Source organism: Corallococcus sp. AS-1-12 (assembly GCF_020036995.1).
Taxonomy (GTDB): Bacteria; Myxococcota; Myxococcia; order Myxococcales; family Myxococcaceae; genus Corallococcus.
The window spans coordinates 128516-154458 of sequence record NZ_JAIQDD010000014.1 but is presented as its reverse complement, the minus strand read 5'-3'; the positions used below and the strand labels follow the sequence as shown (position 1 = coordinate 154458).

Annotated in this window: 25 protein-coding genes; 12 read left to right on the top strand and 13 right to left on the bottom strand. The window is 72.2% G+C overall.

Going from position 1 to position 25943, the window contains the following annotated elements; translation table 11 throughout:
- The 11 genes from K8556_RS22665 to K8556_RS22615 are packed head-to-tail and all read right to left on the bottom strand — an operon-like array spanning position 1 to position 11275.
- On the bottom strand, positions 1-825 hold the full coding sequence (locus K8556_RS22665; RefSeq protein WP_223742156.1) for a GNAT family N-acetyltransferase: 825 nt from the start codon (positions 823-825) through the stop codon (positions 1-3).
- A 49-nt stretch (positions 826-874) separates the two neighbouring features.
- Positions 875-1600 (bottom strand): hypothetical protein, encoded by a 726-nt coding sequence (locus tag K8556_RS22660; RefSeq protein ID WP_223742155.1) that lies wholly within the window; start codon positions 1598-1600, stop codon positions 875-877.
- The gene (locus tag K8556_RS22655; RefSeq protein ID WP_223742154.1) at positions 1597-3648 is read right to left on the bottom strand and encodes a serine/threonine-protein kinase; all 2052 of its coding nucleotides are present in this window, start codon (positions 3646-3648) and stop codon (positions 1597-1599) included. Before K8556_RS22655 ends, K8556_RS22660 begins: the two co-directional genes overlap by 4 nt.
- A 52-nt stretch (positions 3649-3700) precedes the next feature.
- Positions 3701-4234: a latent transforming growth factor beta-binding protein gene (locus tag K8556_RS22650; protein ID WP_223742153.1), complete on the bottom strand. Its 534-nt coding sequence runs from the start codon at positions 4232-4234 to the stop codon at positions 3701-3703.
- A 38-nt stretch (positions 4235-4272) separates the two neighbouring features.
- Positions 4273-5385 carry a sigma-54-dependent Fis family transcriptional regulator gene (locus K8556_RS22645; protein WP_223742152.1) on the bottom strand — a complete coding sequence of 371 codons (1113 nt, stop codon included), beginning with the start codon at positions 5383-5385 and terminating at the stop codon, positions 4273-4275.
- Positions 5382-5996 (bottom strand): FHA domain-containing protein, encoded by a 615-nt coding sequence (locus K8556_RS39210; protein ID WP_255652042.1) that lies wholly within the window; start codon positions 5994-5996, stop codon positions 5382-5384. Before K8556_RS39210 ends, K8556_RS22645 begins: the two co-directional genes overlap by 4 nt.
- An 11-nt stretch (positions 5997-6007) precedes the next feature.
- Positions 6008-7423, bottom strand: a complete 1416-nt coding sequence (locus K8556_RS22635) for a TolC family protein (RefSeq protein ID WP_223742151.1) — start codon at positions 7421-7423, stop codon at positions 6008-6010.
- Positions 7420-8328 (bottom strand): efflux RND transporter periplasmic adaptor subunit, encoded by a 909-nt coding sequence (locus K8556_RS22630; protein ID WP_223742150.1) that lies wholly within the window; start codon positions 8326-8328, stop codon positions 7420-7422. The genes K8556_RS22635 and K8556_RS22630 overlap by 4 nt, the downstream gene beginning before the upstream one ends.
- Positions 8329-8334: 6 nt before the next feature.
- A complete protein-coding gene (locus K8556_RS22625) occupies positions 8335-8541 on the bottom strand; it encodes a DUF1656 domain-containing protein (protein WP_223742149.1) in 207 nt (68 codons plus the stop codon).
- On the bottom strand, positions 8538-10586 hold the full coding sequence (locus K8556_RS22620) for an FUSC family protein (RefSeq protein ID WP_223742148.1): 2049 nt from the start codon (positions 10584-10586) through the stop codon (positions 8538-8540). Before K8556_RS22620 ends, K8556_RS22625 begins: the two co-directional genes overlap by 4 nt.
- Before the next feature lie 50 nt (positions 10587-10636).
- Positions 10637-11275, bottom strand: a complete 639-nt coding sequence (locus tag K8556_RS22615) for a carbonic anhydrase (RefSeq protein ID WP_223742147.1) — start codon at positions 11273-11275, stop codon at positions 10637-10639.
- A 138-nt stretch (positions 11276-11413) separates the two neighbouring features.
- Here K8556_RS22615 and K8556_RS22610 point away from each other — a divergent pair, with 138 nt between their 5' ends.
- Positions 11414-12115 (top strand): MBL fold metallo-hydrolase, encoded by a 702-nt coding sequence (locus tag K8556_RS22610; protein ID WP_223742146.1) that lies wholly within the window; start codon positions 11414-11416, stop codon positions 12113-12115.
- A 2-nt stretch (positions 12116-12117) separates the two neighbouring features.
- Here K8556_RS22610 and K8556_RS22605 read toward each other — a convergent pair whose 3' ends face one another.
- A complete protein-coding gene (locus tag K8556_RS22605) occupies positions 12118-12669 on the bottom strand; it encodes a glutathione peroxidase (RefSeq protein WP_223742145.1) in 552 nt (183 codons plus the stop codon).
- Positions 12670-12862: 193 nt separating this feature from the next.
- Here K8556_RS22605 and K8556_RS22600 point away from each other — a divergent pair, with 193 nt between their 5' ends.
- From K8556_RS22600 to K8556_RS22550, 11 genes are all read left to right on the top strand, one after another.
- Entirely contained in the window at positions 12863-14974 is a 2112-nt protein-coding gene (locus tag K8556_RS22600; RefSeq protein ID WP_223742144.1) for an ATP-binding protein, read from the top strand.
- A complete protein-coding gene (locus K8556_RS22595; RefSeq protein WP_223742143.1) occupies positions 14964-16337 on the top strand; it encodes a sigma-54 dependent transcriptional regulator in 1374 nt (457 codons plus the stop codon). Before K8556_RS22600 ends, K8556_RS22595 begins: the two co-directional genes overlap by 11 nt.
- 89 nt (positions 16338-16426) lie before the next feature.
- Positions 16427-16951, top strand: coding sequence for an OmpA family protein (locus K8556_RS22590; protein ID WP_223742142.1), 525 nt, complete (start codon positions 16427-16429; stop codon positions 16949-16951).
- A gap of 35 nt (positions 16952-16986) precedes the next feature.
- Entirely contained in the window at positions 16987-17784 is a 798-nt protein-coding gene (locus K8556_RS22585; RefSeq protein WP_223742141.1) for a DUF3014 domain-containing protein, read from the top strand.
- 324 nt (positions 17785-18108) lie between these two features.
- Positions 18109-18762 carry a GNAT family N-acetyltransferase gene (locus K8556_RS22580; RefSeq protein ID WP_223742140.1) on the top strand — a complete coding sequence of 218 codons (654 nt, stop codon included), beginning with the start codon at positions 18109-18111 and terminating at the stop codon, positions 18760-18762.
- A complete protein-coding gene (locus K8556_RS22575; protein ID WP_223742139.1) occupies positions 18759-19481 on the top strand; it encodes an iron-containing redox enzyme family protein in 723 nt (240 codons plus the stop codon). Before K8556_RS22580 ends, K8556_RS22575 begins: the two co-directional genes overlap by 4 nt.
- 10 nt (positions 19482-19491) lie before the next feature.
- The gene (locus K8556_RS22570) at positions 19492-20568 is read left to right on the top strand and encodes a DUF3419 family protein (RefSeq protein WP_223742138.1); all 1077 of its coding nucleotides are present in this window, start codon (positions 19492-19494) and stop codon (positions 20566-20568) included.
- 13 nt (positions 20569-20581) lie between these two features.
- Positions 20582-21466: an aspartyl/asparaginyl beta-hydroxylase domain-containing protein gene (locus K8556_RS22565; protein WP_223742137.1), complete on the top strand. Its 885-nt coding sequence runs from the start codon at positions 20582-20584 to the stop codon at positions 21464-21466.
- Positions 21444-22580 (top strand): GNAT family N-acetyltransferase, encoded by a 1137-nt coding sequence (locus K8556_RS22560; protein WP_223742136.1) that lies wholly within the window; start codon positions 21444-21446, stop codon positions 22578-22580. Before K8556_RS22565 ends, K8556_RS22560 begins: the two co-directional genes overlap by 23 nt.
- A 23-nt stretch (positions 22581-22603) precedes the next feature.
- Entirely contained in the window at positions 22604-23239 is a 636-nt protein-coding gene (locus tag K8556_RS22555; protein ID WP_223742135.1) for an FMN-binding negative transcriptional regulator, read from the top strand.
- 29 nt (positions 23240-23268) lie between these two features.
- Complete coding sequence (locus K8556_RS22550; RefSeq protein WP_223742134.1) at positions 23269-24681, top strand: acyltransferase; 1413 nt, start codon at positions 23269-23271, stop codon at positions 24679-24681.
- Here the strand turns inward: K8556_RS22550 and K8556_RS39830 are convergent.
- The gene (locus K8556_RS39830; protein WP_223742133.1) at positions 24624-25814 is read right to left on the bottom strand and encodes a GNAT family N-acetyltransferase; all 1191 of its coding nucleotides are present in this window, start codon (positions 25812-25814) and stop codon (positions 24624-24626) included. The genes K8556_RS22550 and K8556_RS39830 overlap by 58 nt on opposite strands.
- Positions 25815-25943: the final 129 nt, after the last annotated feature.

Here is a 25943-nt window from a genome sequence, read left to right as displayed (position 1 = left end):
TCAGGGCGACGGCTCCAACCCCGCGCCGGGCTTCACCAGCACGGCGCGGGAGTAGGCCATGAGGAAGCCCAGGCGCATGGCGTTGCGCTCCGTGGGGATGCCGGGCGAGGACATGATGGCCGCCAGGTCGCTGCCCTTCTCCTGCCCCCGCGCCAGCCGCGCGGCGATGAGCGCCTGCTGCACGCCGAGCCGCCGGTAAGCGGGCAGCACCGAGGTGCCGAACAGCGAGGTGAGCCCGTCGCTCACCTCGCAACTGCCGGCCCCCACCGGCACGCCGTCGAGCCACGCCATGTACGAGTCCGAGGCGGGGTTGCGCGCGGCCTTCAGGCCCATCTCCAGGAAGACCTCCGGCATCGACTCGCCCTCCGGGACGAAGCCGCTGCCGGCGACGTCCACGAACCGGCGCACCGCCGCGTCGTCGGACGGGTCGACCCGCTCGACGCGCAGCCCGGCGGGAGTGCCGCGGACCAGCGTCGAGAGGTCCTCCCCGGCTTGCAGCGGCCGGTACAGCACGGTCTCGAACTCGCGCAGCACGAAGCCCCGGTCCGCCAGCCCCTTGAGCAGGGACTGGGGCGCGAAGGGGCTCAGCTCCGCCTTGGGCTCCACGCCGCGCGACGCGAAGAAGTCCACCAGCGCGTCCAGCTCCGCGTCCGTGACGCCGCGCTCGAAGCCGTAGCCGCACGACTTGTTGATGTACGAGCCCACGCCGCCGAACGCCATCCAGCCGTCCGCGAGCGGCGCGGAGGCCGTCGACAGCGCCACCGCGGAGGTGGCCTGCTTGCGTTCGAACCGCCGGGCGATCTCCACCAGGTTCACGTCGTTCATCCGCCCCGTTTACACCGGAGCGGTCCGCCGCGTCAGCGCGCCGAGGCGCTCACCCCGGTCCGTTTCCCTGGGGCGGCGGGGGCGAGGACAGCAGGCCATCCATGACGCCGTAGGCGTAGAGCGCCGCGAAGGCGTAGGCCCCCACGAGGTAGGAGACATTGAAGGCGCGGGCCGTGGGCGCGTCCTGGGCCGAGTAGCGGCCGTCCGGGCCGCGCAGGGACAGGGCCACGCCCAGGGAGACCGCGGACACGGCGAACGCCGTGCCCTGCCCTACCGCGAGCACGGTGCCCTTGGAGCGTTGGCCGTGCACGAAGTGGCCCACGCCGAACGGCACCAGGTACCAGCCTTGGGAGGCCGGGCGGGATTCGACGAGGACGGGAGCGGCGGTGGAGGTCGCGGTCGCGGGAAGGAGCACGGGCGGCCGGAGCCGGGCCGCGCGATGGTCGATGCGATCCCGCCGCTGTACGCGAACCCGTTCGAGGAAGGCGATGAAGTCCGGCGGATACACCAGGGGGTCCAGCTTCGCGTCGGGGTCGAGCGCGAGCCCCTCCACGGCCTCGCGCTCCGCTCGGGGGAGGTCCTCCTGGGCGTGGAGTGTCGCCGCGAGCAGCAGGTGGGCTTCGGCCTCGTCCTGGGGACGGGAGAGCCGGGAGGGCTGGAGCAGGGCCTCCAGCGCGGCGCGGGCGCGGGGCAGGTCGCCGGACTGGTAGGCCTCACGAGCAGGGCCCAATGGGGACGAAGCCGCGAGCAGCAGGGCGACGATGGCGGTCTTCATGGAGCAGCCCCCAGCACGACCGTGGTGCGGGACCCCGCCACCGCGTCGAGCGATTGCCTCAGCACGTTGCCTCCGGGGTCGCGGGCGGACAGGAGGTGTCCTCCGTGGGAGAGCCGCAAGGGGGCGTGAAGCGGGGCCACGCCCACCTCCACGCCGTCGACGAAGACGCGGGAGGCCGCGGGCGCGACGATGGTGACCTCCGCGTCGCGCACCTGGAGGGAGACTTCACGGAAGACGGCAGCGCCGGCGGCCACTTCGAGGACCTCCTCGACGGGCTCGCACAAGGGGTTGGCGAAGCGGATCCGGTGGGCACCGGGAGACAGCCGCAGCGAGCGGAGCCGCGGGGTGTAGCCCCGGCTCTGACCGTCGACGAACACCTCGGCCCAGGGGCGGGTCACGACCGTGAGCGTCGCGAAGTCCGGGGCCTCCGGCACGCGAACCGGCAGCTCCGTGCCGCTCACGGGCCGTTGCGAGGAGTCCTGGGTGGGGCGAGCCAGCGGCGCTGCCCGAGGCGGTCTGCCCGGAGCATCCGGACGCGCGGCCAGGGCCGGCGTCCCGGCTGTCACCTGATTCAAGTGACGCGAAGGCCTCACCGCTGAATCAAGGCGGGCGACAGCCACGGGCGCGGCGGAGTCCTCGCTTGTGACAGACATGCCCGCATGCGCGGCAGAGGCGACCGTTGTCGCAGCAGAGTCGGCACCGGGTACGAGCGCAGCGGAGGCACCCGGCTTTGCACGCGAGCCCGGAGAGTGCGCGGCCGAGGCATCCGACGTCGCTGGCACGCCCCCGGCGGTCGCACGAGGCACGGCGGTCAGCACCGTTGCATCCGCCCCCGTCGCGGATGCGGGCGCCGGCCCTGTGGCCCCTGTCGAAGTCCTGGCTTCACTCGCGCGCCAGGCCCACGCTCCCAGCCCGCCCAACAGCCCCGCGATAACCACGCCCGTCAGGAACGGCCGCTTGTGCTCCGCCCACGAGCGCGGGAACGCATCCCACGCTCGCCGGCCGAGCCCCTTCTTCATGGGCCGCGAGCGCAGGAGCGCCAGCACCTCGGGGGCTCCGGGCCGGAGCGCCAACGCGGCGTTGAGGCACCGAGCCGCCTGGGCGCCCTGCCCCGCCGCGAGCAGCGCACGCCCTTCGCCCATCAGCCGCTGGAACCGGTCCTCGCGCCAGCGGACCACGGAGGACTCCGGAGCCTCGAAGAAGGCCCGTGACGCCTCGGCGGGCGCCCCGACCCACGGCCGCAGCACCGCCTCCAGCTCATGCGCCAGCGCCCCACCGTCCACGGGCCTGTCACGCGCATCCCGGGCAAGACACCGCGCGACCAGCGTCGACAGGGCCACGGGCGTGCCCGGCGCGGCCTCCACCAACGGCGGCGCATCGCGGGTCATCACCGAGACCGCCAGCCGGGCGCTGCCCTCCCCCGCATGCGGCGTCGTACCGGTGCACAGCTCGAACAACACGACGCCCACCGCGTAGACGTCCGACGCCGGGGACCACGCCCCGGTATCGATGCGCTCCGGCGCCATGTACCCCAGCGAGCCGATGACGGCGCCAGTGCTCGTCAGCCGGGCCCGGTCCGCCAGCGCGGCGATGCCGAAGTCCGCGAGCTTCAGCGGCCCCCCATGCGCCACGAGCACGTTCTCCGGCTTGACGTCCCGGTGCACCACCCCGCGCACATGCGCCACCTCCAGCGCCCGGGCCAGCTCCCAGCCCAGCAGCGCGACGGCCTCCGGCGGCACGGGAGCCAGACGCCGCGCCAAATCGCGCAGGTTCACACCCTGCACCCATTCACAGACAAGGAACGGCCCGCGCACCGCGTCCTCGCCAAAGTCATGCACCGCCAGGACATTGGGGTGCTGGAGCGAGGCCACCACCTCCGCCTCCTGGCGGAAGCGTTCGGTGAAGCGGGCGTCCAGGCCCGGGTGCAGCACCTTCACCGCCACGCGGCGGGACAGCCGGAGGTCGAGGGCGAGGAAGACCGTCGCCATCCCGCCCCGCCCCAACTCCTGCTCCAACTGGTAGCGGCCGGCCAGCAGTTCGCCCGTCATCGCGCGCGCAGTCTAGGAAGCGGGATCCGCGCGATCAAACCCCGGGGCGCCCTCACTGCTGGCACACGCGGAGGGCGGAGCCCGGGAGCTGCACGCACGCGCCTGCCTGCCCCCCGGGACACTCCGCATCCGACCGGCAGGGTTGGTGACAGGCCTTCCCACGTCCCAGGTCCGCGCAGAAGCCGCAGCGGGCACAGTCCATGGACGTCTCGCAGGAATCGCCCAGGTGCTCCGGGGACCGGTCCTCGCACGTCTCGACGCACAGCGACTCCGGAGCCGGTGAGCATTGGTAGCCCGTGGGGCAGCCCGGGTCGCAATCCCGTGTACAGCGCCCCTTCACGCAGTACGCGAACGTCGAACAGGCCAGGGGGTTGGAGCAGGGCTCGGTGAGGCGGGGGCCCGGTTCGCATTCCTTGTAGACGTCGGAGCAGCGCTGGCCCTCCGGACACTCCCGGTCCGCGGCGCAGGAGCGCGCACAGGCGTCCCCCAGACAGCCGGCGTCCACCTCCTCACGCACCTGGATGTCGAGCGGACACCCCGGGGCCACGAGCAGGACCAGCAGCAGGAACGGGAGCGGGAAGCGCATGGGCTCGGGACTCCTGCGAGGCGAAGGAAGGACCGTCGTCACTCCTCCTCCCCCAGATATCGGAACACGGAGCGCACGCCGATGCCCAGGGCCCGGGCCGCGTCCTTCTTGCTGCCTCCACTGCGGGCAATCGCCTCGCGCACGTAGCGCAGCACGAAGGCATCACGCGCTTCATCCAGGGGCACCAGCGGCGCCGAATCCGCGGCCAGGTCCAGGTCCTCGACGCCGATGAGCTCCCCCGACGCCAGGATGGCCGCGCGCCGCACGCGGGACGCGAGCTCACGGACGTTGCCCGGGAAGGGATGGCCGCGCAGGGCCTCCGCCGCCTTCTGCGTGAAGCCCCGCGCACGCGCGCCCTGCTGCTTCAGCACATGGTGCGCGATGAGCAGCACGTCCTCGCCGCGCTCCCGCAGCGCGGGCACCTCCAGGCGCACCTCGTCCAGCCGGAAGAGGAGGTCCTCGCGAAAGGCCCCTCGGGCGACGAGCGCCTTCAACGGCTGATGCGTGGCGGCGACGACCCGCATGTCGACCCTGCGGGGCCGGTGCTCCCCCAGCCGCGTCACCTCGTGCTCCTGGACGACGCGCAGCAGGCGCGACTGGAGCGACAGCGGCATGTCTCCAATCTCATCCAGGAACAGCGTGCCCCCATCCGCCGCCTCCACCAGCCCCGCGCGGTCGGAGATGGCACCGGAGAACGCCCCGCGAACGTGGCCGAACAGCTCACGCTCGATGAGCGACTCCGGCAGCGCCGCGCAATTGATGGCCACCAGCCGCCCGCGCCGGCCGCTGCGCCGGTGGAGCGCGCGGGCCACCTCCTCCTTGCCCGTGCCCGTCTCCCCCTGGATGAGCACGTGCAGGGACGTGGGCCCCAGGCGCTCGATCCGCCGGTAGAGATCGCGCATGGCCGGAGACTCGCCGATGAGCCCTTCGAACGTCGCCGCGGCGATCCGCTGCGTGAGGCTGTCCACCTGCGCGCGCAGCTCCGTCAGCTCCCGCGCCGTGGCCAGCAGCAGCGCCGCGAGCGACGACAACGCCATCGCCTCCTCCAGCTCACGCGTCGAGAACGGAGGACTGCCCAGGCGCCGTCCCAGGTACACCACGCACAGCGGCGCGGAGCCCGCGCGAAGGGGCAGCACCAGGGCGGACGTCAACCGCAGCGCCTGGACGCTGGGGCCCCCGCCAGCGCCGCCTCCGCCGCGACGTCCGGCACCAGCACCGGAGCCCCCGAACCCACGACCTGATCCACCAGGCTGTCCACCACCGCCGAGTCCGGCACGGAGCCGGTGGCCGCCAGCGCCTGCCGCCGGTCCCCCTCCACCGACACCAGGAACCCCACGTCCGCGCAGGTGACGTCCGCGATGCCGCGCAGCGCCGCCTCCAGCAGCTCCGCCGAAGGGCGCTGCACGAGCAGCCGTGAAGCGAAGTCCGTCAGCACGCCCAGCAGGCGGGACGGCGCCGGGGCAGCCTCCACGCGAACCGGCGCGTCCGAGGCGCTCAGCGTGAGCGAGGCCCTGCCCACGCTGAAGGACTCCCCGGGCTCCAGCGGCGCCAGCTCCACCCGCTTGCCGCGGACCCGGACGTCACAGTCCGCGCTGGCGGCGGACACCGTCCACCCGCGCGCGTCGCGGAACACCAGGGCATGACTGCCCTTCACCCCGGGCCCGGCGAGCACGACGTCGCACGCGGGCTCGGCCCCCACGGACACGACGGGTTTCTCCAGCGGGAAGGAACGGCCGTCCGGGAGGTTCAGGAAGAAGCGCATCCGCGCCCATCCTAACGTCCCTCCGCGGGTGGCGGTTCCTCCCATCCCCCACCCAGCGACAGGAACAAGGCTATCTGGTCGGCCACCAACTGGGTCCGCGCGGAGGCCAGCGACGCCTCGGCGTCGGCCCGGGTGCGCTCCGCGTCGAGCACCCCCAGGAAGCTCTCCCGGCCTCCCCGGTAGAGCGCGTCGGCTTCGCGCGCGGCCTCGGCGCTGAAGTCCCGCGCTGCCGTGAGCGCGGCGACGCGCTCCAGGTCCTGCGTGTACTGCGTCAGGTTGCTCTCCGTCTCCAGCAGCGCGTTGAGCACCACGCCGTCGAACTCCGCGAGCGCCCCTCGCGCGACCGCGCCCGCCTGCTCGATGCTCGCCCTGGCGACGCGGGTGTTCGGGAACGTCCAGGACAGGAGCGGCCCCAGGCTCCAGCGCAGCGTGCTGTCCTGCCCGAAGGCGTTCATCAGTCCCAGGGACCCCGCGGACAGCCCGAGGTTCACCGTGGGATAGAGGTCCGCCGTCGCCACGCCGATGCGCGCGGTCGCCGCCGCCAGCGCCCGCTCCGCCTGCCGGACATCCGGACGTCTGCGCAGCAGCGCGGCCCCGTCCCCCACCGGGATGGGGGAGGCCAGCCGTGGCGGCGTCTCGCACGCCTCCACGTCCGGAGGGAACGCCGCGGGCGGCCTGCCGCTGAGCACCGCCAGCCGCAGCAGCGCGATGCGCCGCTGCACCACCAGCGGGGGCACGTTCGCGCGAAGCACCTCCACCTGCGCCCGCGCCCGGCTCAGGTCCAGCGCCGTCCCCCGCCCCGCCTCCACCAGCCGCCGCGTCCGCTCCAGGCTCGCCTCCTGCAGCGCCAACACGCGACGCGCCACGGACAGCTCGTAGCCCACCGAGCAGACGCTCGCGTACGCCCGGGTCGTGTCCGCGGCCACCGTGATGCGCGTCAGGTCCAGCGCGGCCTGGAATGCCTCCGTCTCCGCGCGCGCCGCCTCGATGCCCCGGCGGATCCGCCCGAACAGATCCACCTGGTACGACACGCCGAAGTCCACGCCGTAGGTCACCGACGGCGCGAGGGGCGGCTCCCGGCCCACACCCACCGACGCGCCCACCGCCGAGGAAGGCAGCTTGTCGGCCCCGGCCTGCACCAGCAGCGCCCGCGCCCGCGCGAGGTTCGCCTCCGCCACCCGCAGGTCCACGTTCGACTTCAGCGACTGCCGCACCAGCCCGTCCAGCACCGGGTCCTCGTACAGCCGCCACCACTCCCCTGGAACGGGCGCCGCCGAGTAGTGGGGCTCCGCCGCGCCCAGGAACGTCTCTGTGGCCTCGGGCATGTGGACGACCGCGGACGGCGGCGGCCCCCGGTAGTCAGGCCCCACGGTCGTGCAGGCGGACACCAGCAGCGCCAGGGCCGCCCACGCCCCCCGCGTGCTCATGGACGGACGTCCCCGCCGCGCGCGACTGGAGCCCCGTCCCCTTCCTCATGCACCGTCACCGTCGCGGTGCGCCCGGACACGAGCCGGACGCCCTCGGGCACCGCGTCCAGCGCGATGTACACGGGCACCCGCTGGGCCAGGCGCACCCAACTGAACGTGGGGTTCACGTTGGGCAGCAGGCTGGGGCTCGCCCCGCGCTCGCGGTCCTCGATGCCCGCGGCGATCCCCTCCACGTGCCCGCGCAGCAGGGCCGGCTCGCCCATGAGCCGGATGGAGGCCGGCGCGCCCATGCGGATGCGCGGCAGCTTCGTCTCCTCGAAGTAACCCTCCACGTGGAAGGAGTCGCTGTCCACCAGCGCGACCATCTCCCGCCCGGCGGTGGCGTAGTCCCCGACATCCACGTCCAGGTTGGTGACGATGCCGTTCACCGGCGCTCGCACCGTGGAGCGGTCCAGGTTCAGCGCGGCGACGTCGCGGTTGACCAGCGCCTGCTGCAGCGCTGCTTCCGCCTGCGCCACGCGGGACAGCCCCTGCTCGCGCGTCTCCTCGGACACGAGGTTGCCCAGGCCCTGGTCGCGCTCGGACTCCCGCTGCGCCTGCGCCCGCACCGCCTGCCGGCTCGTCACCACCGCCTCCGCCTGACGCAGCGCGAGCTCGAACCGGGCGCGGTCGATGACGAAGAGCACCTGCCCCCGCGTCACCCGCTGGTTGTCCTCCACGTCCACCGACGTGACGACGCCCGACACGTCCGGCGCCAGTTGCACCACGTCCGCCAGCAGGCGTCCGTCGCGCGTCCACGGCTCGACTTGATAGTGCCGCCACATCCACCGGCCCGCGAGCAGGGCCAGCGCGACGACGGCCGCCGTCACGCCAATCCGGAGGAGCTGCGGGCGCGTGGGTTTCATGGCGTCTCAGGGGAAGCGCGAGGCGATGAAGGTCACCGCGAACCAGAGGAGGACGAACAGCGCCAGGTCGAAGAGCGCCGGGTGCCACACCCACCGGTAGACATGGAGCGCGGCGAGCCCCCGCCGCAGCGGCACGCCGAGCGCCACCGCGACCAGCGCCCAGACGAGGAGCGCGGGGACGAAGACCCCCTGGACGTCCAGCTCGCCCCTCATCGCGCTGGCTCCAGGGGCCCGGCCCGGTAGGGCGCCGCGTCCGGGAACAGCGCGCGCCGCAACCCCACGAGCGCGAGCACCCCGTCGCGCTTCGCCGCGGAAGCCGGCGCGTCCGCGACGCTCCCCAGCGTGGCGTCCAGCGCCCCGAGCAGCTCCACCGGAGGCGCCGTCACCCGGCCCAGCGAGCGCGCCCGGAAGTGCCCGGAGATGCGCTGGAGGAGCAGCCCCGCGGACAGGCTCGCGGCGGCCCCCACGTGCGGACGGACGCGCTGGAGGTCCACGACGTTCAGGCCCAGCCGCAGGTCCGCCAGCGCATCCGCGGCCTCCAGCGCCTCGTCGCGGGACGTGGCCAGCGCCAGCCTGGGGGTGAGCAGGCCCAGCCGGTCCAGCATGCGGCTCGTCCAGCCCGCGCGGTCCGGCATGGCCTCGGCGGAGGCCAGGCCCGCCAGCTCCCGCCACCCGGTGCGCAGCAGCCGGTGCGCGCTCCAGTCCGTGCCCACGGAGCGCAGGAAGCGGGTGGACACCGCCGCGGCGATGAAGCCCGCGGCCTGCGCCAACGAGCCGTTGAGGAACGCCGCCAGGTTCGCGGAGTAGCGCTCCTGGAGCGACAGCGTCCCCAGCAGGCCCAGCACCGCGATGCTCGCGCGCCCCGCCCACCGGGGGTCCGCCATCAACAGCCCCACCCCCAGGAGCGTGGGGGCCAGCGCGGCGGCCAGCAGGGGGAAGCCGTCGATGCCGGGCAGGACGCCGAACAGGTACACCCCGCCCACGACGAAGGACACCCCGGTGAAGGCCAGCGCGGACAGGATGGCCGGCACCGGATCATCCTGGGTCGCGAAGAGGCAACTGTAGACGGCCGCCATCATCGCCGCCGCGCCGCCCTCCGGCCACGCGAGCGAAATCCACACGGCGCAGCAGAGCAGCACGGCCGCCGCCGCCGCGATGCCGGACAGCAGCGCCAGTCCCCGGTCGCGGTGAAGCGGACGCTGGACGCGCGCGAGCAGCAGCGGCGTCAGGCGCTCCGGCGCGGACCCGGTGGGGTCGCGGATGAAGGCGCGCAGGTCGCGGCAGTCCTGGACGGTGTCCACCCATTCAGCAAGGCGCACGGCGAGGCTGGTGGTGACGAGCGCGGCCCAGTCCGCCTTCGCGTCCAGCGGCGGCGCGAGCGCGGCGCAGGCCTCGGAGAGCCGCTGGCCTTCGGCGCGGGAGGCGTCGGGCCCCGCCTGGCTCCACGCGCTCAGCGCCCGCAGGAGCGCGTCCCGCCGGGCGTCGGGCGCCCCGCCCGGGCCCTGGAGGACGGCGAGCCGGTCCTCGATGCTGGAGAGGATGGGCAGCAGCATGGACATGCGCTCATGCAGCGCGCGCACGGCGCCGGCCCGGGGGCGAAGGCCCGCGGTGTCGAACGGGAGGTGCGTGGCCAGGAGGTGGAGCGCGGTGACGTCCTCCGCCAGCCGGTGCCACTCGCGGCGCGTCCGCGCGTCCCGCCGCCCCGCGAACGCGTCCCGGGCCCACCGGCCCGCGTCCGCGAGGAAGCCATCGACGCGGTCCAGCAGCACCGGCCCCACCGGCCGGGGGAAGAGCACGGTGTGCACGACGGTGGCGCACACGATGCCCAGGCCAATCTCCTCCACCCGCACCAGCGCCGTGGCGAAGAGGGCGCCCGGCGCGGAGACGCCGGGAAAGCCGATGATGGCCGCGGTGTAGCCGCCCAGCATGAAGACGTAGCTTCGCGGCGTGCGGTCCAGGAGCGCCAGGTACAGGCAGCCGCCCACCCACAGCGCCATCGCGAGCGACAGCAGCTCCGGCGCGTTCACCAGGTTCGGGACGAGCACGCACGCCATCGCCGCGCCCAGCACGGTGCCCAGCAGCCGGAAGACGGCCTTCGAGCGCAGCGCGCCGGACAGCGGCTGACTGACGATGTAGACGGTGATCATCGCCCAGTACGGCCTGGGCAGGGAGAAGCGCAGGCCGAGGAACAGCGCGGCGATCGCGGCGACGAAGGTGTTGAGCGAGAACACCCAGGCCCTGAGCCGCGGAGTCATCATCCCCACGGGTCTAGGCCGCGCCCCCCGGCCCTGTCGTCAGCCCCGGGGTCTCACTCCTTCGTGAGGTCGTAGACCTCCTGGATGTTGTGGAGCGTCTGGACGAAGTCCAGCTTCAGGTCCTGGATCATGCCGTTGCGCAGGTCGAACACCCACGAGTGCACGATGGGGAAGCCGCGCGTCAGGTAGGACTTCTGCACGGCGGCCGTCTTGATGATGTTGATGCTCTGCTCCAGGACGTTGAGTTCCACCAGCCGCTCGTAGCGCTTCGTCTCGTCCGCGATACCGTCCAGCTCCTGCTTGTGGAACCGGTACACGTCGCGGATGTTGCGCAGCCACGGGTTGAGGATGCCCAGGTCCTTGGGCTGCATCGCCGCGCGCACTCCGCCGCAGCCGTAGTGGCCGCAGACGATGATGTGCTTCACGTCCAGGTGCCGGACGGCGTAGTTGATGACCGACATCACGTTCAGGTCGACGTTGTTGACCAGGTTGGCGACGTTGCGGTGCACGAATACGTCACCCGGCGGCAGCCCCATGATCTGGTTGGCGGGCACGCGGCTGTCCGAACACCCGATGTAGAGGAAGTCCGGCTGCTGCGACACCGACAGCTTGGTGAAGTAGTCCGGATCCGCGCGGAGCTGCTCCTCCGCCCAGAGCTTGTTGTTCTCGAAGATCTTGTCGTAGGGGGTCACGCCCAGGACGCTCGCACGGGCGGACCCCACCGTCGAGCAGTCACTTCCCGCAGTGTTCACGCGCGGCCACGGAGCATGATGGGGCTTCACGAAGTCCGCCTCCCTCTGTCATGCCACTCAAGGACAGGAGACCTCGACATGCTCTTCCGCCAACTCTTCGACTCCGAGTCCTCGACCTACACCTACCTCGTCGGGGATGAGGCCACGCGCCAGGCCGTCCTCATCGATCCGGTGCTGGAGCAGGTGGACCGCGACCTGCGGCTCGTCGGTGAGCTGGGACTCGTCCTCTCCCACGTCTTCGACACCCACGTGCACGCGGACCACGTCACCGCGTCCGGCACGCTGCGCGAGCGCACGAACTGCCAGGTGGTGTCCGGCCCCGGCGGGGCCCGGTGCGCGGACCTCCAGGTGCGGCACGGCGACACGGTGCACGTCGGACAGTGCGCCTTCCAGGTGCTCGCCACGCCGGGCCACACCGACGACAGCGTGAGCTACCTGCTGGGCGACCGCGTCTTCACCGGGGATGCCCTGATGGTGCGCGGCAACGGCCGCACCGACTTCCAGAACGGCAGCGCGGGCCAGCTCTACGACTCCATCACCCGCGTCCTCTTCCAGCTCCCGGACGCGACGCTCGTCTACCCCGCGCACGACTACCACGGTCACACGGCGACGAGCATCGGCGAGGAGAAGCGCCACAACCCGCGGCTCGCGGGCAGGAGCCGCGAGGAGTTCATCGAGGTGATGAACAACCTCCACCTGCCCCGCCCCAAGAAGATCGACCTGGCCGTCCCGGCCAACCGCGCCTGCGGCCGGCCCCAGGCCCCGGCGCCGGAGGTCTGAGCTCAGGCCGGCTTCGCCAGCTCCGCGTCAATGGCCTGGACCAGCCGCGGATCCTCCGCCGTCACGTCCGGCGCGAAGCGGCCCACCACGCGGCCGTCCCGGCTGATGAGGAACTTCTCGAAGTTCCACTGCACCTCCGGCTTCGGGTTGGCTTCGATGCCGTAGCCCTTGAGGTTCGCGCGCATGGGCCCCTCCCCCGTGGCCTCCGGGATGGCGCCCGTCAGCGCGTGGTAGAGCGGGTGCTTGTCCTGCCCCACCACGGAGATCTTCGAGTACAGCGGGAAGGTCACGTCGTACTTCAAGGTGCAGAACTGCTGGATCTCCGCCTCGCTCCCAGGCTCCTGCCCCAGGAAGTTGTTCGCCGGGAAGCCCAGCACCTCCAGGCCCTGCCCCTGCCGGCTCGCGTAGAGCTTCTGCAGTCCTTCGTACTGGGGCGTCAGGCCGCACTTGGAGGCGACGTTCACCACCAGCAGGACCTTGCCCTTGTGCTGACCCAGCGTCCGGGGGGCGCCGTCGATGCCGGTGAGGGGGATGTCGTAGAGGTTCTGGCTCATGTTCAGGCTCGGCCTTCCGTTCAAGGGGGCGGCCACTCTAGCGCAGGCCCGCCAGGGGACGGCCCCGGACAGGTCCGGCAAAGTGCCAGCCCCGGTGTGGTGATTTGCGGCGGTCGTGGCGCGGCGCAAGGCACCGGCCCCTGGAGGGAACGGCTGGCCCGGGCCTTGCGTTGTGTGGGCTCCCCTGCACTCCATGCACCGCCTCCTCGTCCCCCTCGTCCTCCTGCTCGTTGCCCTGGCCAGCGTGGCGGGCGGCGCCGTGTGGTTCATCCAGCGCGACCGGCAGGCGCTCGTGGAGCAGTTCGGGCGCGACCGGCAGGCCCAGTTGGAGGAGGCCGCCAGCGGCGTCGCCCGGTCGCTGGAGGACCTGGGGGACAACCTGCGCTTCGCGAGCGAGCTGCTCGCCCAGCCCGGCTCCCTGGCGGACCACCACAACGAGCTGCGCGCCCTGCTGGAGTCCGTGGGCCAGTACCGGGCCATCGCCGTGCTGGGCCCGGACGGCGAGGAGCGGCTCTTCCTGGTGGACCACAAGTCGCGCCACCTGCCGAGGGAGGCCGTCCACCCCCCGGCGCTCACGGACACCGCGCGGCAGGCGCTCACGGCCCCGGTGGGCCACGTCATCCCCTCGCACCCGATTGCAGGCGCGTCCTCCGGGTGGATGCGCGTCTTCGCCATCCGCATCGACTCCGACCTGCCCGGCGGCGGCGCCATCGCCATCCTGGTGGACACCGAGCCGCTCTTCGCGCCGCTGCGCATGGTGACGGTGGAGGAGAACACGCGCCTGCTGCTGCTGGGCGCCCACGGCACGCCCGCGCCCATGAGCGACCCGGCGCTCGCGTCCTGGCACCGGCGGCTGGAGGAACCGGAGGGCAAGCACGTGCCGGGCCTGCGCACCCTGGTGGCGCGGATGCGCGCGGGCGCGGCCGGGACGCTGCGGCTCAACGAGGCGGAGGCCACGCGCCTGGGCCTGGGCGCCGCGGACGCGGTGGCCACCTTCCGCCCCCTGCGCATGCGCGGCGAGGCCTCCTGGTCCGTGGCGACGCTCTCCTCCACGAGCGCCCTGCGCGCCCACGAGCGCACCCTGGGCCTGCGCCTGTCGCTGGCGGCGCTGCTGGTGGCGGTGGTCCTGGTGGCGTTCGGGGCCTACGTGGTGCTCGCCAACCGCCGGGCGGTGGCGCTCCAGGAGCGCCTGCGCCACGCCGCGAGGTTCGCGCACCTGCACGAGAAGACGCAGAAGATCCTCGACCACATCCCCACGGGCATCCTGGCGCTGGACCGCGAGGGCCGCATCCGCGACGTGAACCAGGCCCTGCGCGCGCGGCTGCCGGCCACCGCCGTGGGCAGCCCCCTCCCGGACGCCTTCCCCACCGCGCCCGCGGCCGCGGTGCAGCGGCTGACGGCGCTGGTGCTGGCCGCGCGGGACAAGGGCGCCGTGCGCAGCCTGCACGGCGAGCCGCTCAGCCTCTTCAACGACAAGGACCAGTTCAACGTCCACGCCGTCCCGCTGGAGCACGGCGACGGAGAGGCGAGCACGCTGCTGGTGCTGGAGGACCTGAGCAACGTGCGCATGCTGGAGGATCAGCTCCTGCGCGCGGAGAAGCTGGCCACGGTGGGCGTGCTCGCCGCGGGCGTGGCCCATGAAATCGGCACGCCGCTGGGCATCATCCGGGGCCACGCCGAATACATGCTCCAGAAGGTGGGCGGCGTGGAGCACCCGCAGGGCCGGGGCCTCAACGCCATCGTCACGCAAATTGACCGGGTGAGCCGCATCATCCGCCAGCTCCTGGACCTCTCCCGCCTGCAGCCCGCGCGGGCCGGCGTCGTCCCGCTGGCGGCCGTGGTGCGCGGCCTCCAGGAGCTGCTCGACGTGGAGGCCGAGCGCCGGCACGTCCACTTCGAGCTGGACGTGCCCGAGCGGCTGCCCAGCCTCGCGGCGGACGCGGATCAGCTCCAGCAGGTGCTCCTCAACCTCACCCTCAACGCCTGTGACGCGTGCAGCGCCGGAGGCCACGTGCGGCTGAGCGCCACGACGTGCATGGCGGGAGACGTCCAGGCGGTGGAGATCCGCGTCCAGGACGACGGGCGGGGCATCGCGCCGGAGCACCTGCACCAGGTGTTCGACCCCTTCTTCACCACCAAGAAGCGGGGCCAGGGCACGGGCCTGGGCTTGAGCGTGGTGGCGCAGATCGTCCGCAACCACGGTGGCCAGGTGGGGGTCGAAAGCGAGCCCGGCCGGGGCACCGTCGTCACGTTGCGGTGGCCGGTGGCCGCCGCTTCCGGCTGGGAGGAACGGCATGCCGTCTAGCGCGCGCATCCTCGTGGTGGATGACCACGAGGAGATGGGACAGATGTTGAAGGAGCCCCTCATGGACGCGGGCTACCGCGTGGACCTGTCCACGGGCGGCGCGGACGCCATCGCGCAGCTCCGGGCCCGCGTCTACGACGTCGTCCTGTGCGACCTGCGCATGGAGGAGGTGGACGGGCTGGACGTGCTCGCGGCGGCGCGCCGGCACGACCCGGAGCTGCCCGTGCTCCCGATGACCGCCTTCGGCGCCGTGGAGAGCGCCGTGGAGGCCATGAAGCGCGGCGCCTACCACTACCTCACCAAGCCCTTCCGCCTGGACGAGGTCCTGCTCCACGTGGGGCGCGCGCTGGAGTCCCGGCGCCTGCGCACCGAGCACCGCGACCTCAAGCGCCTGGTGACCCAGCGCGGCGGCCTGGGCTCGCTCCTGGGCCACAGCGTCCCCATGCGGACGCTCTACGAGCTCGTCGACCGCGTGGCGGCGTCGGACGCGCCGGTGCTCATCCGGGGCGAGAGCGGCAGCGGCAAGGAGCTGGTCGCCAGGGCGCTGCACTCCGAAGGCCCCCGCGGCCAGGCCCCCTTCGTGGCGGTCAACTGCACCGCCCTGCCCCACGCCCTGCTGGAGAGCGAGCTGTTCGGCCACATCAAGGGCGCCTTCAGCGGCGCCACCACCACGCGCCGGGGCCTCTTCGTGGAGGCGGACGGCGGCACGCTCTTCCTCGATGAGATCGGGGACATGCCCCCGGAGCTCCAGGCGAAGCTGCTGCGCGTGCTCCAGGACGGCGAGGTGCGCGCCGTGGGCGCGGACGGCTCGCGCCGCGTGGACGTGCGCATCCTGGCCGCCACGCATCAGGACCTGGACGCGCGCGTGAAGGAGGGCCGCTTCCGGGCGGACCTCTTCTACCGGCTCAACGTCGTCTCGCTGCGCGTGCCGCCGCTGCGCGAGCGCACGGAGGACATCCCGAAGCTCGCGGAGCACTTCGTGGCGCAGGCCCGCGCCCGCAACCCGCGCTCACCCGTCACCGCCCTGGCCCCGGAGGTCGTGGCCACGCTCGTGCGCATGCCCTGGCCCGGCAACGTGCGCGAGTTGGAGAACCTGGTGGAGCGCCTGGTCGTCCTGGGCGCGCAGCCCACCGTGGACCTGCCCCAGTTGCGCCTGCACACCGCGGACGCCGCGCCGGAGGTCCACCCGCTGGCCGCGGCCCACGGGCAGGTGGTGCCGCTGAGACAACTGGAGGGTGAATACATCGCGTGGGTGGTCGCCCGCTGTGGAGGCAACAAGACGCGCGCGGCGGAGCTGCTGGGGATTGATGTCTCCACCATCCACCGCAGGGAGAAGACGGACAGCGGCGTTTCGCAACGCTAGGACGTCGCGCTTTGCCAGTCATCGCGCCACCCCGCGCGAGACGCCAGACGGAAGGTTTCACGGCACAGCCCTTGCTCATGTGTCAGGGCATGAACCGAACCCACCTGGTCCTCCTGCTGTCAGTCATTGGCCTCACGGGTTGCGCGAGGCGCGCGGCCAACACCCGCACCACCGACGCGGCGGCCCACCCGCCCGCGCCCTCCGCCAGCGACCGTGGCAACGCGGCGCGGCCCGCCCCTGACGACGCGGAGCAGGCGCTCGCGGCGCTCAACGCCGCGCCCATCTACTTCCCGCTCGACTCCTCCCTCCTCCCGTCCGAGGCCACCGACGAGCTGTCGCGCATCGCCCAGGCCCTGCGTCAGCGGAGCATGGCGAAGGTGACGGTGGCGGGCCACACCTGCGAGCTGGGCACCACGGAGTACAACCTCGCGCTGGGCCAGCGCCGCGCCGCCAGCGTCCGCGCCTACCTGGTGAACCTGGGCGTCGAGCCCGGCCGCATCTCCGTCATCTCCTACGGCGAGGAGCGGCCCGCGGATCCGAACGCCCCGGAGAAGAACCGCCGGGCGGAGTTCTCCTTCCGGCTGGCCGAGCAGGCCCGCGCTGGCGAGCTGTAGTCCCTTCCCTCCACCTCCCACCGAGTCCCCACCACATGAGCCCCAGCGAAAACGCCCCCCTCCCGCCGTCTCCCCTCCGCTCCCTGCGCTGGCCCCTGGGCATCGCCGCCGCCGTGGCGCTCCTGGGAGGTTCGAGCTACTTCCTGCTGCGCACGCCGGAGCCGCCCCCCGCCCCCACGCCCGCGGTCGCCGAGCCCACGCCTCCGGCGCCGCCCGCGCCCCCGGCGGTGCAGCTCTCCGGCACCGACGCCCGCGTGAGGGAGCTGTTGAAGGGGCTCTCCAGCGACGCGGACTTCGCGCGCTGGCTGGCCTCCGAGGACCTGGCCCGCCGCTTCGCCGCGTCCGCGAACCTGATCGCCGAAGGCCAGAGCCCGCGCATGCCCCTGTCCTTCATGGCGCCCGCCGGGACCTTCCGTGCGACAAAGCGTCACGGCCACCTGGTCACGTCGCCGGAAAGCCATACCCGTTACGACGGGGTGACCCGCGTCATCTCCTCCCTGGACGCGAAGCGGGCGGGACAGGTGTATCAGGAGCTCAAGCCGCTGCTGGACGCCGCCCACGCGGAGCTGGCCCCTCCGGGCCGGAGCCTGGACGCGACGCTGTCCCGGGCCATCGGGCGGCTCACCCGGGTCCCTGTGCCCAGGACGGCTCCGGAGCTCACGCCGAAGGGCGCGCTCTACGCCTACGCGGATCCGGACCTGGAAGCGCTGGGCGCGGCGGAGAAGCACCTGCTGCGGATGGGCCCGGAGAACATGCGCAAGGTGCAGGCGAAGCTCACCGAACTGGCGGCCGCCCTGGGCCTGCCGTCGCCGGAGCAGGCCCGCGTGCCGTAGCCCCTGACGTGCGGTGTCTGGCTTTGAAGACACCCGCGCGCTACTCGCAAGGGGGGCCCCGGGGCCCCCGCCGTGTCTACCCCTGGCGCGCTTTACGCCACGTGCTGTTCCAGGCGACTGTTCACTGGCTGGACGCGACCAATCCGCGTCCCTGATCAAGACCTCTTGATTCCATGAACACGTATGCCTTTGCGCCGGCGCCCGCCGCCAGCGGCAGCATTGCGTAGCCAGAGGGGGAAGTCCGTGGCTGATACAGGTGGTGGCGCAGCCCGGGACGAGGAGCTCGCCTCCCGTCTTGCGGCGATGGGCGTCCTGGAGACGCGGATGGCCCGGCTCGGCGCAGGCCAGCCGCCCGTGGTGATGGCAGGCCCCTTCTTCCACGCGACGGCCCCCGCCGAGGTCGAGCGCGTGCGCCAGTTCCGCGACGCCCAGTACCGCGCGCGCCTGAGCTACCTGCTGAGCCCCGAGCAGCTCCAGCTCGACTGGCGGTTGGAGCTGGACGAGCGCAGCGCGCACTTCCACGCCAGCCGCGAAGGCCAACTGCTGGGGAGCCTGCGCATCACCCCCGCCCCCTTCGAGTTCCAGGCGCTCGCCCCCACCCTGGAGGCCGGGGCGCCCCGCTTCCAGGGCTACGCGGAGTTCAGCCGGCTGGTCGTGGATCCGGACGCGCGCAGCCCCTCCGTCACGCCGCGCCTGCTCATCGCGGCCTGCACCTGGGCGATGACGGAGGGCTACGTCGGCATCGTCGGGTTGTGCCGCCGCGCGGCGCGCACCGTGTTCGAGCGCTACGGCCTGACCGCGGCCACCGAGGAGCCGCACCACGTGCCCATGCGGGGCCCCCAGCCCTACACGCTCATGGCGGGCACCTGGCCACGGCTCATCGCCGCGAGCACCCGGATGTCCGAACGACTCACCCGCCTCCGGCTGAATGACTCACCGGACGCCTACACCCGCTTGGTTGAGGTGGAACAGACATGACCGACACGACGCAGGCCCCCTCCGGACTGGAAGCCCTGAAGCAGCGCCGCTCCCAGGTCTGGGACGAGCTGCTGGCCCAGTCCCGCTTCGTCCGCACCATCCAGCAGGGCGAGGTCACCAAGGCGCTCTACGCGCTGTATCTGATTGAGACGTACCACTACACCCGGCACAACGCCCGCAACCAGGCGCTGGTGGGCGTGCGCTGCGAGGACGACCGGCACTACCAGAAGTTCTGCTTCAACCACGCCGAGGAGGAGGTCGGCCACGAGCAGATGGCCCTGCACGACGTGGCCAGCATGGGCCTGCCGCCGGGGTTCCCCATCCCTCGCGCCCTGCCGGCGACCGAGGTCCTCATCGGGTACCTGTATTGGATCTCCTACCAGGGCAATCCCTTGCAGCGCCTGGGGTACAGCTTCTGGGCGGAGAGCTGCTACGACTACATCCGGCCGCTCCTGGGCCAGGTGCAGAAGACGCTGGGGCTCACCCCGGCGCAGATGACCTTCTTCGTCGCGCACTCGGACATCGACGCGGAGCACTCGCAGGCGGTCGACGAGATGATCGCCAAGAAGTGCAGGACGCCCGAGGACTGGGAGGACGTGGCGCAGGTGATGGAGACCAGCCTGCGGCTGACCTGGGAGATGATGGACGCGGTGGCGGACGCCTACGCGCGGCTCGCCGACGGGCGCAGCGACCGGGCCGCCTTCCTCAAGGCGCTGTGAGCCAGCCGCCATGGGCGCCTACTTCCGCCACCTGAACTATTCGCTCGGCGACGAGGACTCCAGCGTCGAGCTGCACGCCCTTCCCCCGGACGCCCGGCACGTGGTGGCCGTGGCCGGCAGCGGAGGGCGCGTGGTGCCGCTGCTCGCGCGCGCGCCCCGGAAGGTGACGTGCGTGGACATCTCCGACACGCAGCTCGCGCTCACCGAGCTGCGCATCGCCGCGCTCCGGCGACTGAATCACGCGGAGTACCTGGGCCTGCTGGGCTACGAGCCCATGTCCCCCCAGCGCCGGCTGGAGCTGCTCGCCACCCTGCCCCTGTCCGGGCCCGCGAGGAAGGCCCTGGACCCCGTGTGGAAGGCGGTGGAGGCCGGCGAGCGCATCGTCTACCTGGGCCGCTTCGAGGGGATGCTGCGCACGCTGTCGCGCGTCGTCGGGCTGTTCACGGGCCAGCGCGGACGCAAGATGTTCGACCAGCCGGATGTCGCGGGGCAGCGCGCGTACCTGGACGCGGGCTTTCCCCGGGGCGCGTGGCGGCTGGTGCTCCTGTTGATGGGGAACTCGGCGGTGCTGAACTCGCTGCTCTACCGGGGGGACTTCCCGAAGAAGAACCGGCCCGAGAGCGCGTTCCGCATCTACTGGGACCTCTTCGACCGGCTCTTCCGCACGATGCCCGCGCGCTCCAGCTTCTTCCTCCAACTGGTCTTCTTCGGAGAGCTCCGCTACCCGGAGGGCTACCCCATCGAGTGCGACGCCGACGTCTTCCTGGCGGCGCAGCGGGCCGCGCGCACCGCCGACATCGAATACGTCCAGGGCGACATCCTCCAGCACGTCCAGGCGCAGCGGGACGTGGACTTCGTGTCCCTCTCCGACGTGCCCTCGTTCCTCCCACCGGAGCGCGAGCGCGGCTTCCTGGAGGCGCTGAAGCCCGGCCTGGCGCCGGACGCCCTGGTCGTCACCCGGGGACACCTGCGCGTCGCGGCGCCGGAGGTCCAGGGCTACGAGGACGTCTCCGGCCGCTACACGGACGCCATCGCGCGGGAGCGCACCCAGCTCTGGCGGATCCACTTCTATCAACGACGTCCTTGAGGAGCGCCGTTCCATGCATGCCGTGAAGCTGACGAAGACGTTCGATGCCCAGGCGCTGGAGACGGCCTATCACGCCGTCCGGCGCCAGGTGGAGGCCCAGCCCGCGGGCTACCCCGGCGAAGGCCACCAGGGGTGGACCTCCATCTGCCTGCACTCCGCCACGTCGGGCGCGTCGCCGGTGCTGGAGCAGGCCCCGTACCTGCGCGACCTGCTCTCCCGTCTGGGGTTGAAGCTGCGGCTGGCGCGCCTGCTGCGCCTGGAGCCCGGCGGCGTCATCCGCGAGCACCAGGACGCGTTCCTGTCCAGGCGCATCGTCCGGCTCCACATCCCCGTCGTCACGCACCCCGACGTGGAGTTCTACGTGGGCGGCCAGCGCTGCGTCTGGGGCGCGGGGGAGTTCTGGTACGGCGACTTCTCCCTGCCGCACCACGGGGTGAACAAGAGCGGCGTGGCCCGCATCCACCTGGTGCTGGACGTGACGGCGGACGACGCGCTGCTCCACCTCTTTCCGCCCCAGCAGGTCCCTGCGTCGCTCCAGGCGCTGGGGAGCGACGACACGGAAGGAGAGCTGGATCCACGCGTCATCGAGCGCTTCGCCTTCGACTTCACCCTGCCCCAGGGCTTCAGCCTCCCGGGCACCGGGCTCGCGCCGCTGACGTCCGAGGCCCGGGGCGGCATGCGCAGGGTGGACAACGAGCTGTGCATCTTCGTCAACGAGCAGCCGATGCTGAAGGCCGTGCCGGTGTCGGAGGACACGGTGGACCTGCTCGGCATGGGGCCGGAGGCGCGCCTGCGCTACACGTTCCGTGGCGAGGCCGTGCGGGAGGTGACGCTCACCGTGGGCACGACCCCGGTGTACTCGTTCGACGTGCGCCATGGCTCCGGTCAGGCTCATTGAGCGCGCGGGGCCTCCGCCCCCGGATGAAGCAGGCAGCCCCAGCGCGACGCTGGCGTCGAAGCTCGTCGGCCCCTACGTCGAGCGCGGCACCGAGCCCTTCATCGCGAACACCCGCCACCGCGTCCTCCTGGCGGAGGTCGACGGCGAGGTGACGCCGCTCATCGTCAACGACGGCGCGGACAGCGACTGCTACCTCACGTCGCCGTTCATCAACTACATCACCTACGCGGAGGACTTCGCGCGCTCCGTGAAGGACCCGCGCACGCGGCGGGCGCTCCTCGCGTTCATCCGGGCCGTGCGGGCGGTCATCCGTCCCAGGGACCTGGACCGGGTCGTCTACGTCAATCACTGGATGCTGGCCACGGGGCCGGCGCTCCGCTTCACGCCGGAGCAGTTGGAGCGGCTGACGCGGGCGCTGCGCGAGCGGTTCCCCCAGCACGCCCTCGTGTTCAAGCGGGCCACCGCGGAGACGGCGGCGGTGGCCGGGGAGCGCCCGGACGCGCGGCTGCACGCCATCTTCAACCGGCAGATGTACGTGTGGCGGCACGAGCCAGGAAAGAAGCCGCCCCGGGAGTTCCGGCAGGACCGCAACCTGCTGAACCAGCACCGCGCGAACCTGCGCAGGCTCACGGCCGGCGAGCCGGGCGTCATCGACCGCCTGCGCGAGCTGTACCGGGCGCTCTACATCGACAAGTACTCCGACCATAACGCCTTCTTCACGGAGGCCTGGTTCCAGCAGGTGTTCCAGCAGGGGCTGCTGGAGGTCTACGGCATCGAGGTGGACGGCCAGCTCGCCTACTTCGTCACCTGCTTCGTCGCGGGCGAGGAGCTGATTGGCTCCGTGGTGGGCCACGACCCGGTGCTGTCGCGCAAGCACGGCCTCTACCGGGCCGGGATGAGCCACCTGATGCAGCTCGCGGAGGCGCGGGGCCTGCCGCTCAACCTGAGCTCGGGCTCCGGGCAGTTCAAGCAGAAGCGCGGCGCCACGCCGCTCACCGAGTACGAGCTGCTCTGCTTCTCTCACCTGCCGTGGCGTGCAAGGCTGTCCTGGTCGCTGCTCCGACGCATCTACAACGCGGTCGGCCCCAGGGTCTTCACCGCCCTGAGCATCTGACCGCGCCTTCCGTCGAGGACCGCATGCTCTACACGCCCCGCACCTTCCAGGAGTCCGACCTCCCCACGCTGCACGCGTTCATGAAGCAGCACAGCTTCGCGACGGTCATCTCGCAGGGCGGGGGGCTCAACGTCTCGCACGTGCCCCTGCTGCTGGTGCCGGGACAGGGCGACAAGGGCACGCTGATGGGGCACCTGGCGCGCGCCAACCCGCACTGGAAGGACTTCAACGGCGAGCAGCCGGTCCTCTGCGTCTTCCACGGCCCGCACGCCTACATCTCACCCACCTGGTACAAGGTCCGGCCCGCGGTGCCGACCTGGAACTACGCGGTGGTGCACGCGCTCGGGCGGCCACGGCTCATCGACACGCCGGCGGAGCTGTCGAAGCTCATCGACGTGACGCTCGCGGAGTACGAGCCCGCGATTGGAGCCCCCAGCCATGAGGCGTACCTGCCCGACGAGCTCCGCGCGCGGATGCTGGAGCAGATCATCGGCTTCGAGCTGCCCATCGAGGAACTCCAGGGCAAGTTCAAGCTGGGCCAGAACCGCTCCGCGGAGGACCAGGCGGGGATGATGGAAGCCCTCGCGGGCCAGGGCGGCGACGCGCTGGCCCTGCTCGAATTGATGCGCGAGCGCGCCCGCGCGCGCGGAAGACCCTGACGCAATCCCTCTCTCCGGAGGCCCCGCACATGGCCAGGCAGCGCGTCCTCACCCCTTCCGAACCGCTGAAGCGGACGTGGGCGCTGAGCGCCGTGGACGTCGCGCTGAAGGACATGTTCGTGAGCTTCGCGGCGGTCTTCGGCGGGAGGATCGACACCGAGCGCTTCACCCAGGCCCTGCGCCAGACGCTCATCCGCTATCCGTTCTTCCACGGCACGCTGAGGCAGCAGGAGGACGCGGTGCTCGTCCTCTGCCACCACCCGCCCCGGCCCGGCACCCGCGAGGGCATGAGCGCCGTGGGCCTGGACCTGGACGACGTGGACGCGCCCTTCCCCACGCGGGACCGGCGCATGCTCTACACGGGGGACTTCGTCTCCAGGCTGGTCCCCGGGAAGCCCCCGGTCCACGACGGGCGCCGCCCCCTGCTGCACCTGAAGCTCACGCACTACCGCGACGCCTCCGTGGTGGGCCTGTGCTGGAACCACGCGCTGACGGACCTGCACGGCATCTACGACTTCCTCCGGGCAATCTCGGAGGCCTACAGCCACCCGGGCCGCGACCCCGGCGCGCCCCCCGTGTTCGACCGGAGGGACATCTGGCGACAGTTGGAAGCGCCGGGAGAAGCGGCGCGTGGCCAGCCTTCGCGGGAGGGGCGGCACGGCATCGTCCACATCTCACGCGTGAAGGCGGCGCTGGGCATCGCGCGCTACCTGAAGCAGGCCGTGACGGATGCCGTGCCCGTCTGCCTCTTCCTGGACGAGGACGGCGTCGACGCCATCAAGGCCCAGGCGCTGGCCGCCGGCACGAAGGTGTCCACCAACGACGTGGTCAACGCGACGCTGCTGAAGTTCTTCGGCGAGTGCACCCGCGATCCGCGAGCGCCCCCGGACGTGGGCCTGTACTTCCCCATCGACGTCCGCGAGCTGCTGGGCGCCCCGCCCGGGTCCGTGGCCAACTGCCTGGGCAACGCCTCCGCGGTGCTGCGCCGGGCGGACCTGTGGAGTTCGAGCGTCACCGAGCTGGCCATGCGCAACCGCGCCGTGATGGCCGCCTATGGCCAGACGCAGTTGCGGGATGACCTGCACTGGGCGGACTACTGGCGGCGCCACACGAGCCAGGGCAGCGTGTATCACCACTGGCTGCTCGGACGAGACCGCGTCTATTCCTCCAACTGGACCAGCCAGGAGCTGGCGCGCGTGAGCTTCGACGGCGCGGCCTTCGTCACGCTGCTGCGAAGCTCCCAGCTCAACACGTGGCTGCTGCTACCGGCCTTCCACAGCACGGTCCTGCCCCGGATGGAGGACGGCCGGATGAAGCAGGTGGTGCGGGTGGCCGTGCGGCGCGAGCACTTCCGGACGCTCGCGCGGCACCTGCGGGAGTGGCCTCACGTGCAGGAGGCCATCCGCCTGGACACCGGCAGCTCCGCCAGCGCCGGGTCCTGAAACAGGGGGACGTCCTCGCGGAAGACATTCCGCTCCACGGGAGGCGGCGGCTTCATCAGGTTCTGGGTGAGCCAGCCCAATCCCTGACGCTGGAGGGCGGAGCGGTGCCAGATCCACGCCTGCACGTGGACGGGCTGCGCGCCGACGCTCATCTTCGGGCCCGCCGTGGTCATCCCCATGTTGACCGCCTTGCAGCCGTGCTCGATGGCGTAGCGGACGACCTCGTACAGCAGGCGGAAGTACACGCCCTCCTCCAGGGCCGCCTCGCGGGAGAAGCCGGTGCAGGAGAAGCGGAGCATGGGACCGTCGAGGAACAGCAGCCCGAACCCGGCGATGCTGTCATCGGGCCGGCGGAGCAACATCACCTTCGCCTCGGGCAGGTCGCTGGCGGAGGCGAAGAAGCCTTCGGTGAGCACCAGCCGCCGGTACTGGGTGGCGCGGTCGTAGAGGGTCCGCCACAGCGTCGTCAGCTCCGGAGCCAGTGACGCGAACTGCTCCAGGACCTCCACGCGAAGCGAAGCCGTCTCCTTCATGCACCCCGCCAGCCGCGCGCGGTAGCGGGCGCGCATGTGGGCCTTGTAGTCATTGAACGAGGCGAACGGCACCGGCACGACGAACGCAGCGGGGAGCGGCGAGGGCACGAAGCCCCACTGCCGGAGCACCTCCACGGCGCCGGGCGCGGCGGCCGTCTCGATGTCCCGGATGACGACCAGCGACGCGCGTTGACGCTCCGCCTCCGCTTGCGCCCAGCGCGCCACGGTCGTGATGGCCTCGGCGCTCGTCAGGGAGGAGCGCACCGGGAACCCCACCCCGGCGGGGTTGCCCACTTCGATGACGCCGTACTTCAGGAAGCGGGGGGCGGCGCCTCGCACCAGGTGGACGGCCTGCTGGAGCCGTGGATTGCCCAGGTCCGCCCCGTCGATGGTGTTGCGATAGGTGGCGGCGACGCCCACCGGCTGCCCGCGCCCGTCCTGCAAGAGGATGGGCACCTGATGGAAGCCTTCTATCTGGATGTGCTGGGCGCACTTCAGGAAGCGCTGGCTGAGATTGAAGTGGCCGTCCGGCACCCAGCAATCCCAATCACGCCCGCCGCCGTCCTGCCAGAACGACTCACCGGCCTCTCGGACCGTCACACCGTCAGAGCCATGCTCCACGGATGAAAGCCTCTCGGCACTGCTACCGCGCATGTCATTCCTCCGCGGACATTGGAGGCGGAACAGTGCCCTGGCGCCCCGTGGCGCGGGAAGGCTCCGGCGGGTTGC